The 12,052-nt window shown below is 57.3% G+C and carries 8 protein-coding genes; 4 read left to right on the plus strand and 4 right to left on the minus strand.

Annotation, left to right across the window (positions count from 1 at the left end; genetic code table 11):
• Together CGA22_RS20270 and CGA22_RS20275 are read left to right on the plus strand one after the other, a co-directional pair.
• Window positions 1-2,212 (plus strand): RHS repeat domain-containing protein (locus CGA22_RS20270; RefSeq protein ID WP_188258688.1); only part of this gene is annotated, 2,212 nt, incomplete at its 5' end.
• The gene (locus tag CGA22_RS20275; RefSeq protein ID WP_041021866.1) at window positions 2,212-2,628 is read left to right on the plus strand and encodes a hypothetical protein; all 417 of its coding nucleotides are present in this window, start codon (window positions 2,212-2,214) and stop codon (window positions 2,626-2,628) included. The genes CGA22_RS20270 and CGA22_RS20275, both read left to right, overlap by 1 nt.
• A gap of 396 nt (window positions 2,629-3,024) precedes the next feature.
• Here the strand turns inward: CGA22_RS20275 and CGA22_RS20280 are convergent, their stop codons facing one another.
• On the minus strand, window positions 3,025-4,812 hold the full coding sequence (locus CGA22_RS20280; RefSeq protein ID WP_041021865.1) for a bifunctional diguanylate cyclase/phosphodiesterase: 1,788 nt from the start codon (window positions 4,810-4,812) through the stop codon (window positions 3,025-3,027).
• A gap of 119 nt (window positions 4,813-4,931) precedes the next feature.
• A complete protein-coding gene (locus CGA22_RS20285; protein ID WP_177329239.1) occupies window positions 4,932-7,013 on the minus strand; it encodes a carboxy terminal-processing peptidase in 2,082 nt (693 codons plus the stop codon).
• 139 nt (window positions 7,014-7,152) lie between these two features.
• Here CGA22_RS20285 and CGA22_RS20290 point away from each other — a divergent pair, with 139 nt between their 5' ends.
• Window positions 7,153-8,115, plus strand: coding sequence for a zinc-binding dehydrogenase (locus tag CGA22_RS20290; protein ID WP_041021863.1), 963 nt, complete (start codon window positions 7,153-7,155; stop codon window positions 8,113-8,115).
• 62 nt (window positions 8,116-8,177) lie between these two features.
• Here CGA22_RS20290 and CGA22_RS20295 read toward each other — a convergent pair whose 3' ends face one another.
• Window positions 8,178-9,761 carry a hypothetical protein gene (locus tag CGA22_RS20295; RefSeq protein ID WP_156996887.1) on the minus strand — a complete coding sequence of 528 codons (1,584 nt, stop codon included), beginning with the start codon at window positions 9,759-9,761 and terminating at the stop codon, window positions 8,178-8,180.
• 184 nt (window positions 9,762-9,945) lie between these two features.
• The gene (locus CGA22_RS20300; protein ID WP_052435103.1) at window positions 9,946-11,445 is read right to left on the minus strand and encodes a hypothetical protein; all 1,500 of its coding nucleotides are present in this window, start codon (window positions 11,443-11,445) and stop codon (window positions 9,946-9,948) included.
• Between the two features lie 236 nt (window positions 11,446-11,681).
• On the opposite strand from CGA22_RS20300, the gene CGA22_RS20305 reads away from it, so the two are divergent.
• Window positions 11,682-11,924, plus strand: coding sequence for a hypothetical protein (locus CGA22_RS20305; protein ID WP_041021862.1), 243 nt, complete (start codon window positions 11,682-11,684; stop codon window positions 11,922-11,924).
• The last annotated feature ends 128 nt before the right edge of the window (window positions 11,925-12,052 follow it).

Below are 12,052 nucleotides of genomic sequence, written 5' to 3' on the forward strand. Positions count from 1 at the left end.
GGCCTGGACCTACAACGCCTATGGCAAGGTCATCTCCGAGCGCGATGAACAGGGCCGCGTCACCCGCTACGAATACGCCGACGATCTGCATCTGGTCAGCCGCCGTCTCAATCCCGACGGCAGCACGTTGCGCTACCGCTACGACTCGGCGCGGTTGCTGCTGACCGAGATCGAGAACGAATCCGGCGAAAAATATCAGCTGGACTACACCCCCAGCGGATTGATCCGACAGCAAATCGGCTTCGACGGCCAACGCACCGCCTATGCCTACGACCTCAATGGGCACCTGCTGGAGAAAACCGAGTTCGGTGCCGACGGCAGCCAGCTTGTCACCGCCTACCAGCGCGACACGGCCGGACGCCTGCTGATCAAGACCCTGCCCGACGGCCAGACAATCCAGTACCGCTACGACGGGCTGGGCCGGCTGGTGGATGTCGATGACGGCAGCGACCACCCGCTGGCCTTCGAGTACGACACCCAGGACCGGCTGATCACCGAGCATCAGGGCTGGGGCACCCTGCGCTATGGCTACGACGCCTGCGGGCGGCTCAATCACCTGCGCCTGCCGGACAACAGCAAGGTCGACTACCACCATGCCCCGGGTGGTGCGCTGACTGCCATCGACCTGAACGGCGCACGCCTTACCGAACACCTGGTGCGTGGCGGCCGCGAATATCAGCGCCAACAAGGCCTGCTGCTCAGCCAGTACGAACACGACGAACAGGGCCGGCTCAAGGCCCACAGCGTGCTGCAGAACCAGCAGACCTTGTTCTGGCGCGATTATGCCTACAGCCCCAAGGGCAACCTCGCCGCGATTTCCGACAGCCGTCGAGGGCGGCGCGAGTACCAGTACGACCCGCTGGACCGCCTGACCCGGATCGAGCATTCCCACACCGATCCCGCGGAACACTTCGCCCACGACCCGGCCGGCAATCTGTTGATGCAGGACCGCCCCGGCCCGACCCACCTCAAGGGCAATCGCCTGCTGATGGAGGGCGACCGCCACTACGACTACGACGCCTTCGGCAACCTGATCCGCGAACGCCGCGGCAAGGCCCAGGTCCTCGTCACCGAATACCGCTACGACAGCCAGCACCGCCTGATCGGCGTCACCACGGCGGACGGCCGCGAAACGTCCTACCGCTACGACGCCTTCGGCCGACGCATCAGCAAGACCGTGGCCGGCCTGACCACCGAGTTCTTCTGGCAGGGCGACCAACTCGTCGCCGAAAGCAGCCGCCAGCACCACCGCAGCTACCTCTACGAACCCGGCACCTTCCGCCCGCTGGCGCTGCTCGACGGCAAAGGCCTCAACGCCTGCCCGTTCTACTACCACCTCGACCACCTGGGCACGCCCCAGGAACTGACCAACTACGGCGGCCAGATCGTCTGGTCGGCGCGCTATAACGGCTACGGCAAGGTCCGCGAGATCCAGCACGACGGCGGCGAACAACTGGAACAACCGCTGCGCTTCCAGGGCCAATACTTCGACCCGGAAAGCGGCCTGCACTACAACCGTCACCGTTACTACAATCCGGAAACGGGCCGCTACCTGACCCCTGATCCGAGCAAACTGGCGGGTGGGCTCAATGGGTATCGATACACCCTGAACCCGACGGGGTGGGTGGATCCGTTGGGGTTGGTGGATTGTCCGGGGAAGGGTGGGTGCAGGCCGGCGGTTGCGGAGCAGGATCCGGCTGCGAAGGTTGGGGTGGATGAGGGGGAGCCGCGGCTGCCGATGACGGCGGAGCAGCGGCGGGATCGGATTGATGAGCTGGGGGAGGCGAATGCCAAGCGACGTGTCACTCGAATGGAAAAAGAATACGGCATGCATACCGTTGAAAAGCATGGGTCAGAAATATCAGATGCTGCGCTCAAACAGAGGGCAATTAACGGTGCAAATCCGCATACGGGCGAAATTCCGAAAGGCGCGAATGGAAGTTTAAGCTCCCAGTTCAGCAATTGGCGCGTTCATTTAAATGCGCTGAATAAGGCTATGACTAGAGGAGAGCTTGGGTTGGATCCGTTTACAGGTCTGGATCACAAAAAAGATAGAATAGTAAGACAAGAGTTGCCCGGAGCAGGGCGTGGGTACAAGCCGAATAAGAAGGATAAGCAGAATCCAAAGTTGAACGAAAACCTAAATTGGTTCGAGGTGAAGTTCGATAAGCAGGGCGTGCCGTATACCGGATTTCCCACGGAGAGAAAATAATGTTGAAAGATCCTTTTCTGAATGAGGCGTTTGTGCCTGATCTCATGTGGTTTATCGGCCAGTTCGATGTCTACGATCAAGAGGAAACAAGAGGCGTAGCGTTGGGGGGATACGATCCCAATGATAAGCATGACCGCTCTGAATTGATTATTAAATATGCTCTTGATTTAGCGTGTCTGTCATATAGGCACAAATATGTGCTAGTAGCATTTCTCGAGGAGACACTTAAGGATCCGAATTATGATTTCCAGGCGTTGTTTGAAATAGATGAGGATTGTGCGGGCAGTTGGCCTCGCGACGAATGGTATAACTTAAAGAGTCCTCGAGAGTTTCTCCAAGATGTGTTTGTGCTTGCGAAGGAGGTTTGGAGAGAGGATCTCAAGACAGCGGCCCAAGAAGATCCATCGACTTGGTAGACCAGCAGTAGCTTACCAAATGGATGTGCAGATAGCCTTGCATAGCAAATACTCTGCTCAAAAACCCACTAGACTGATGGATTAAATGACGGCTTTCACAAGTTACATAATTTTTTGGCGCTCATTTCCATTAAGACCTGGCCAGCCGAACACGAAACCGTTGAGCAAGTCCTTAACGCCTTCCTGGCTGAATCTGACACGGAAGTTCTTAGGCAGGCGGTGTCGGTAAGCTGTCAAAGCTGCATTGATTTGTTGCGGATATGATCCGCACACAGCGGTTCTCTACTACCTATCAGCACACCATGAACTGCTTTTGTGGCGAGGGAGCAAGCTCCCTCGCCACAGGGTTTCGCTAGTCGTGCTTGCAGCGGGCGGTCTTTGCCCAGGACGCTCGCCTCACACCGATAAACTTGATCTCATGACAGGCTCCCGCTCAGCCAAACCATCAATCAAATAGACACTTCCTCCCAAAATCTCCTTCGCATGATGCTTAGCCTGCGAAGCCAGTTCCGCCAACTGGCTCGCATCCAGCTCTCCGCAAACCTCCGAGCGCAGATGCACCACGCCAATCGACAGCGACAACAACGCAAACTCCTGCCGAATCCCCTGTCGGTTCAACGCCGTAAAGCATCCAGCTTCCAGATGTTCAGGGCGATAGAACCGACGGCAATGGGTCTGGAAGTCGCTCAGCAGTTGGTTCAGGCGCTTGCGCCAGTCTTCCGGGCCGAGGACCAGCAGGAAGTCGTCTCCGCCGATGTGGCCGACGAAGTCGCGGCTGGGGTCGATGCGTTCGTTCAGGCATTGGGCCAGGCACAGCAGGACTTCGTCGCCGCGACCGTAGCCATAGATGTCGTTGAAGGGTTTGAAGCTGTCGATGTCGACGTAGCAGATCACCGCTTCCTGCCGCTGTTGCAGCAGACGGGTGAGGCATTGCTGGATCGGTACGTTGCCCGGCAGCAGGGTCAGCGGGTTGGCGTAGCGGGCCTGTTGGATCTTCAGTTCGGTGATGAGCTTGAGTACGTCGATCACCCGTCCCAGCCCCAGGTAGTGACCGTTGAGGGTGATGATGAAGTCTTCTTCGATGCGTTGTCGGGCGCGGCTGGTGATGAGGCGGCTGACTTGCTGCAGCGACTGGCTCAGTTCCACGGCCAGGAAATCATCGCTCATCAGGCGGCTGATGGGTTTGCGGGCGAACAGGTCAGTGGCGAAGGGTTTGAGCAAGGCGTCCGAGAGTGAATGGCGGTGGACGATGCCGCAGGGGCGGTTCTGATTATCCAGCACGGCCAGGGAATTGAGGTTGGCCTGGCGCCGAAAGGCTTCCAGGACCCGTGCCGTGGGGGTGTCGTGGGGCATGGCCGGTTGCTCGTTGAGCAGGGCGCTGAGGTCGTTGATTTCATCGCTCAGCGGCACCGCGCCGCTGTCCTGCCGGGGCATCAGCGCCTTGGCATCCCGGGATGGCTGTTCCTGAGGGCGGGCGAGCAGGTATCCCTGGACCAGATCCACGCCCATTTCCATCAGCACTGCCAGTTCTTCCGGCAGTTCGATGCCCTCGGCAATCACTTGGGAACGTGACGTCCGGGCGATCTTCAGGATCGAGCCGACGAACTCGCGCTTGAGGGCATCCTGGTGAATGCCGTCGATGAAGTGGCGGTCGATCTTCACGTAATCGGGGCGCAATTCGGACCACAACCGCAGGCTCGAATAACCGGCGCCAAGGTCGTCCAGGGCAATGGAGAAGCCCATGGCCCGGTAATGATGCAACGCGTTCTGCAGAAGCTGGAAATCATCGATCGGGGTTTGTTCGGTCAGTTCGATGACCACTTGGCTGGGCGGGATGCCGAAGTCCTGCAGCAGTTGCAAGGTGCGCCCGGTCTGGTGTGCCGATTCCAGCAGCGACTCGGGCGAGACATTGAGGAACAGCTTGCCCGGCAGTTTCTGCTCGTTGAAGCGTTGGCACGCGCTGCGTCGGCAGGCCAGTTCCAGTTCACTGAGGCGTCCGGCCTGGCGGGCCACGGAGAGCAAGGCGATGGGCGAGTGCAGTGGGCTGTTGGACGGCCCGCGGGTCAAGGCTTCGTAACCCAGGATGCGCCGTTCGGACAGGCACACGATCGGTTGGAACAGACTGTGCAAACCGCTTTGAGCCAGGATTGAACTCAAGGCACTCAGCTGTTCGGTCGTGGTCATGGCGATCTCTGGCAATAAAAAAAGGACTGGGCGCCGTGGTGGGGCGCCCAGTCCTGTATTTCACGACAGACTGATGTCAGTTTGATGACACTCCGACGAGAGTCACCATTAAATGGCCATCATCCTTGCTTGGCGACCGTCGTATTGAGTTTCAGGTAATCCAGCAGGATTCGCCCGGTCTCGCTCAGGTACGCATCGTCTTCCGGCTTGGTCTTTTCCGGTTCGGTGATCAGGTCTTCGTCTTCTTTCTTCAGTTCCTTGAGCGGCTCTTCGCCCTTGGCCTTGCGACGCAGGTTTTCCATTGCCAGTTGCTTGGCCTCGATGTCGGCATGCTGGGCGCGACGGTCGGCTTCGTTGAGGCTGACGGTTTTCTCCAGCATCAATTTCTGCGCCAGGGCCAGTTTGTCGCGGATGAACACGAACTCGGCATCCTGGGAGGTCCGAGCGTCGTGGTCGGACTTGAGCTGGGCCAGGAATGGTTTGAACGGATCCACCGCCGGTTTGATCGCTGGCCGGATGGTGTCCCACGGCATGGCTTCGGGCAGGGCGCTTTCGCCGATTTCCTTGGTGTCGATGATCGACGGGTAATCGATGTCAGGCAGCACACCCTGGTGCTGGGTGCTCTGGCCGGACACCCGGTAGAACTTGGCCAGGGTCAGTTTCAGTTCGCCATGGTTCAGCGGCTGGATGGTCTGCACGGTGCCTTTGCCGAAGGTCTGCCCACCGATGATTAACGCCCGGTGATAGTCCTGCATGGCGCCGGCAAAAATCTCCGAGGCCGATGCCGACAGGCGATTCACCAGCAAGGCCATCGGCCCTTTGTAGAACGCGCCCGGGTTCTCGTCTTCGAGTACGTCCACCCGGCCATCGGCGTTGCGCACTAGCACGGTAGGGCCCTTGTCGATGAACAGGCTGGTCAGTTCGGTGGCTTCCTGCAAGGAGCCGCCGCCGTTGTTGCGCAAGTCGATGACGACGCCGTCGACCTTGTCCTTCTGCAGTTCGGTCAGCAGTTTCTTGACGTCGCGAGTGGTGCTCTTGTAGTCCGGATCCCCAGCGCGGAACGCCTTGAAGTCCAGGTAAAAGGCCGGGATCTCGATGACGCCGAGCTTGTAATCCTTGCCATCCTGTTTCAGGTTGAGGATCGATTTCTTCGCGGCCTGTTCTTCCAGTTTCACCGCTTCGCGGGTGATGGACACGATCTTGCTGGTCTGGTCGTTCGGCGCATTGCTGGCCGGAATGACTTCCAGGCGCACCACCGAGCCTTTCGGGCCACGGATCAGCTTGACCACTTCGTCCAGGCGCCAGCCGACCACGTCGACCATTTCCTTGCCGCCCTGGGCAACACCGATGATCTTGTCCGCCGGGCCGACCTGCTTGGTCTTGTCGGCAGGGCCCGCCGGTACCAGGCGCACGATTTTCACCTGGTCGTTGTCGCTCTGCAGCACTGCGCCGATGCCTTCCAGGGATAGGCTCATGTTGATGTCGAAGTTCTCCGCGTTATCCGGCGACAGATAATTGGTGTGCGGGTCGTAGGACATGGCGAAGGTATTGATATACGCCTGGAAGATGTCTTCGGCGCGAGTCTGATCCAGGCGAGCCAATTGGTTCTTGTAGCGCTTGGTGAGGGTTTCCTGGATCTGTTTGGGGTCCTTGCCGGCGATCTTCATGCGCAGCACTTCGTCCTTGACGCGTTTGCGCCACAGGTCATCGAGTTCGGCTGCGCTTTTGAGCCAAGGAGCGTCCTTGCGGTCGACCAGCAGGGTTTCCTTGGCATTGAAGTCGATCTTGTCGACGCCTTTGTTCAGCTCGGCAATGGCGTAATCCAGGCGCGCCTTCACGCGGTCCAGGTAACGCTTGTAGATGACGAACCCGGCGTTCAGGTCGCCGCTCTTGAGAAAGTCGTCGAACTGGGTTTTCCACTTGTCGAATTCAGCGATGTCGCTGGCCATGAAATAGCTGCGTGACGGATCCAGCAGCTTCAGGTAGCTGTCATAGATGATGACCGAGCGCGCGTCATCGAGCGGTGGTTTGCTGTAATGATGACGTTTGAGCAACTCGACGACGTTAAGGCTGGCAATCACCTCGTCGCGATCGGGTTGAAGCTTGTCCCAGCTGTTGGCTGCGAACGTATCGCTCGACAGTGGCAACAGGCCGAGGCCAATGACAAGCGCGAGGGCGGTGCTGGGGAACAGATGCTTCATACTGATTCGACGCAGGGACAATTGATAACGCATATTAGGCCGTCTTTGAAGTCGCCGGTTCCATGTGGCCCGGGCGCATAATGCAAGAAAGCCCGGCGTTACAGCAGCGGGCCCAGTCGAGACTCACTATGGAGGCACCGTGAAAGCATTGCAAGGCGTTGAAGGCCAAGTGGTATGGGCTGATGAGCCAAGTCCGACATGTGATGTAGGGCAAGTTCGCATTCGTGTGGCGGCTGCCGGCCTGAATCGGGCCGATTTGTTGCAGAAAGCCGGACTTTATCCGCCGCCCCCCGGGGCCAGCCACGTACTGGGCTTGGAGTGTTCCGGGGTCATCAGCGAGGTTGGGCCGGGCTCGTCCTGGCAGGTGGGCGACCGCGTGTGTGCCTTGCTCGCCGGCGGCGGTATGGCCGAGGAGGTGGTGGTCGACGCCCGGCATGTACTGCCGGTGCCCGAGGGCCTGTCCTTGGCTGAAGCGGCCGCGCTGCCGGAGGTCTACAGCACTGCGTGGCTGAATCTGTTCCAGCTGGCAGGCCTCAAGCCGGGGGAGAAAGTGCTGTTGCACGCCGGAGCCAGCGGCGTCGGTTCGGCCGCGATCCAGCTGTGCAAGGCGTTCGGCAACCCGTGCTGGGTCAGTGTCGGTTCTGCGGATCGACTGGCCTATTGCGAGGCGTTGGGGGCCCAGGGCGGTGTGGTACGGGCTGATGACATCGAGCGCTTGAACGACTTCGCGCCCTTCGACGTGATCCTCGATCCGGTGGGCGCCAGCTACGCCAGACTCAACGTGAAACTTTTGTCAGTTGACGGGCGTTGGGTGTTGATCGGACTGATGGGGGGACGGGAAAGCCACCTGGACCTGGCGAAGATCCTTGCCAAGCGTATCCAGTTGCTGGGTTCGACCTTGCGCAGTCGCGACGATCAATTCAAGGCCGATCTGCTGCGGGAGTTGGGTGAACATGTCTGGCCGTTATTCACCGAGAAGCGCCTGAGCCCACAATTGGTCGCGACATTCCCGATCATGGAAGCCGAGGCGGCGTTTGCTGAGCTGGCGAGTAACAAGGTGTCAGGGAAGTTGGTATTGGTGATTGATGAGAGCCTGGGCTGATTCCGGGGAAACTTGCCCGTGCTGCCTGAATGTGGAAAACCACGTACTGCCAAAGGGTTGACCTAGAGGTTAACCCTGAGGACCTGGGAGAACATTCGTTGCTCGTTGCTGTTTTTACGGACAATCGAGTAGTTGATCAGGACGGGTTTTCCGCTGTTTTCGGATACCCAGGCACTGGGAATGTCAAAAACGTTGGCTTGACCGGACGTCACATCCTGGCTTTCAGTATCGTGAGTCGTGACACCGACCCAACGAACCCTGACGGTGTAACCTGTCTCACCGCCGTAGTTCACGCTAACCTTCGAGTTGGAATAACTCGGCGCCGGTAATGGATGCACCGCTTGCGGATCGATATGCAGCGTCAATCTTGCCGACTCTATCGTCTCACCGACACCTTTCTCCTTGACTGAATAACCGACCTCGACAGATCGACCGATATTGTCGACGACTTCCAGACGGGGGATCGGGATCAATCTTTTCCCGGGCGGGTCGCCCACCTCTATTACCCCGCTGTTGTAGTTGACCCGACCCTGCCAGCGCACCCTGATGGTATCGGTTGCATGCATACCGGTGTAGTGAGGTACTTCTACGTCCACATGCGCGTCGGTGTAGATGTCGCTCATTCTCAGATGGTCGCCCGCCGCGTTATACGTTTTGGGAACCCCGGGTCTAAGTTTGTGCGAGGGAAGCACAGCCTGGTCCGCGACATCGTAGACAAACGTGGCGTCCTCCGAAGGGGTGTTGGGTAAGGTAAGACGAATGATGGGGACCACCATGCCTCCGGTGCGGTCGTAATATTTCTGTTGGTCGATTCGGGCATTCGCGAGCCCGGCACCGAGATAGAAGAAGGCTTGAATCGGTAATACCCCTGGCTGATTCTCAGGCCAGGCTTTGATTCGAAGTTCGTTGTGGTCCCCAAAGGCTACGGTGGGGATCAAGGAGCGCACTCGGATGGCTTGATTGAAGGCGCTTACTGCTTCGGCGCCCAAGTCACTTTCCACCATAAAGGCACAAGAGTGCACAGTTGGATTCCTGGAATGAGGAACCGATTGATAATGAGCCACCCACTGCTCCGCGGTGGTCACATTTTGTTCTCGGCAAGGTTTACTGGTAGGGAACACGAACGGAGGAACAATGCTGTCCCTGCATCCATACTGTCCCGCCGCGTCTCGATAGAAAGTAGCGCCGTCGAGTGGGAAATAGCAGATGATTTCAGGTTTGATTTTGTCCGTTGGGGCACTGAAATAAGGGTAGAAGATAAAACCGTTGGCCCCATTCCAGGGCGCGCGCACAAATTTCGTATCGGCTCTTAAATAGGAAAAAGAAACAGCGTCGGTCGTTCTTGAGAAGTCGCTATGATCCCAAGGATCGTAATTATCACTGGTTTTAGTGATGCGTAATGTTACGCCTGAGCAGAGAAAGGCCGGTGTAGTGGGGGTTCCGCAGTCGGTGACGGTATTGTGATAAGCCGTGGTCAGGTTTCTGGCGGTTTCCTCACCGGAGTGCTCATAAATATTAGACGCCTGAAGGGCGGGCGGCGGTGAGGGTGATTGAGTTGCACAACCAAATAATACGGCGAGCGTGAGGGCCGTAAGTACCTTTATGCTGGCGTTGATATAAGTCCACTGTTCAAGGCGCTTGTCCATGAAGATTCCCGTCGTGGAGGACTGTCGAGTTGATCAGACGTGGAGTGTATTAACCTGCGGACGCAGCGTTGCGTCTACTGTCAGAAATAACAGGTCAAAGCAAGAAGGCGCACCATCTATCGGATACCTGGATGCGCGCCGCGTTGAACTTGTGAGATCGAACCTTTGAAGCGCCAAGTGGTGACTACGGGGTCATCCTTAATACGCTAGAGAACATCCGCTTCTCGCTACTGTTTTTACGCACGATGGAGTAATTGATAAGGACCGGCCTTCCACTGTTCTCGGTTATCCAGGCACCGGGAATGATGAACACGTTGGCCTGGCCGGTCGTCACATCCTGTGTTTCCGTATCCCGGGTGATCACCCCAGTCCAGCGAACTCTGACGGAATAGCCGGTCTGGCCGCCGTAGTTCACGGTGACCCTGGAGCCCGAGTAACTGGGCGCGGGTAATGGATGAATCGCCTGAGGATCGATGTACAGGCTCAGTTTCTTGGACTCTATCGTTTCACCGACGCCTTTTTCCTTGACCGAGTAACTGACCTCAACCGATCGGCCGATGTTGTCGATGACCTCCAGGCGTGGGATCGGCACCCGCCTTTTACCGGGGGGATTGCCCACCTCGATAATATTGCTGTTGTATCTGACCCGACCTTGCCAGCGGGCCCTGACGGTATCGCTACCATCCATGCCAGGGTATTGGGGAATTTCTACATCGACGTGATCGTCGGTATAGATATCGCTCATTCTCAAGCGATTGCCCGCTGCGTCATAAGTTTTAAGTACCTTGGGCTCGGGTTTTGTCTGTGTCTGAGGAGGAATGGCTTGATCGGCTTCGCGGTATTCAAATGTCGCTTGCCCTTGGTAAGTGCTGGCCAGGGTGATGCGAATAATGGGTAAAACAATACCGGTCAACGCATGGAAGCGTTTCTGGTCGTGTTGCACGGAAGCAATACCTGTGTCGCGGGTATACATGAATGCTTCGATCGGCAATTTTTCAGGAATGCCGGGAGCCCAGGTCTCCAGTTTCATATCGTTCGGTGCGTCGTAGGCAATGGAGAGTACTAAGGGGGCAGTCAATAGACTTTGATAAAAGACCGGTGCCGTCGGCACGGCGGACGATTTACTGACGTCAAAGCCGCAGCGCTCCCGTCCATAGGGGTATTGAACGAAATGGGCAGCCCACTGCTCGGCGGAATTGATGCCTTGCTTGCCACAAGGTTCACTGACAACGGGAGCATCCTTGTGCGCTCCACAACCTTTGTTGGAACGTAGATCCGATGCGCCGTCGACGGGGAAAAAGCACAGGATCTCAATCGAGATCTTATCGGCTGGTGCCGCCAGCTTAGGGAAGAAAATATAGCCCTTGTCGTAGGTATAGGCGAGGCGCTTTATATTGAAATCCGAACGTAAGTAAGAAAAGGAAGTGCCTCCCACGCGTAACGCTGTGTCGCTGGGATTCCAGACATCATAGGACTTTGCTTCCGCGTGATTTGTGCCCCGCAATATAATTCCCGAACAGAGGAAAGCCGGCCTGTTCACCGTGCCGCAGTCGGCTCGAGTATCCTCATATCGACGGCGTAGTTCAGCCGCAATCGTGTGGCCATCGAGGGGTTGTGCGAGTGCAAGGACTGTACTACCCAGCAGTAACAAGCCACCGGTAAGTACCATGAGTAGTTTTTTCATTGGCTTTTATATCACTCCGGTCTCCTGAATATTAGGTTGCGGATAGGACAGGGTGTCTACTGTCATTCCTGACAGTAGACACCCTGTCCTAATTAGTTCACTTGATATTTCCCTCACTAGATGGATATACACCCTGTCAAGTCTGACAGTAGACGGCGCGATGATAGCCACTCTAGATTGGCCTTCGAGAGCCATAAAGTCTCTCTGATAGTTTCCCTGACAGAAGAGGTGCCGTGATGGCCAAACAAGAGATTCGCCTGTCCAAAGAAGATATTGATGGCGACAGCTCACCCGATATTCTCGTGGAGTTCTATAAAGACGAGGCGCTGCAGTTCGCGACTTTTATCTCCGCTTCAAAAGCGAATGGCTCCTACGATACCGTCAACGTCAAGACTGACACCGATGCTGATGGCGATATGGATGTGCAGGATGAAAACGCTCTGCTGGAACTGGCCAAGGCCTTTTCCGTATTCGAGTAGCGATGGAGTATGTCTGGTCACGCCGCGCTACGGACATTGGTGTTCGCACACTCTTCCTTATCAGCTTGGAGTCGACCTGGCGAGGGAGCTTGCTCCCGCTTGAGTGCGAAGCGCTCACAAAAGGGGCT

This window comes from Pseudomonas sp. PSB18, assembly GCF_014596565.1.
GTDB lineage: Bacteria > Pseudomonadota > Gammaproteobacteria > Pseudomonadales > Pseudomonadaceae > Aquipseudomonas.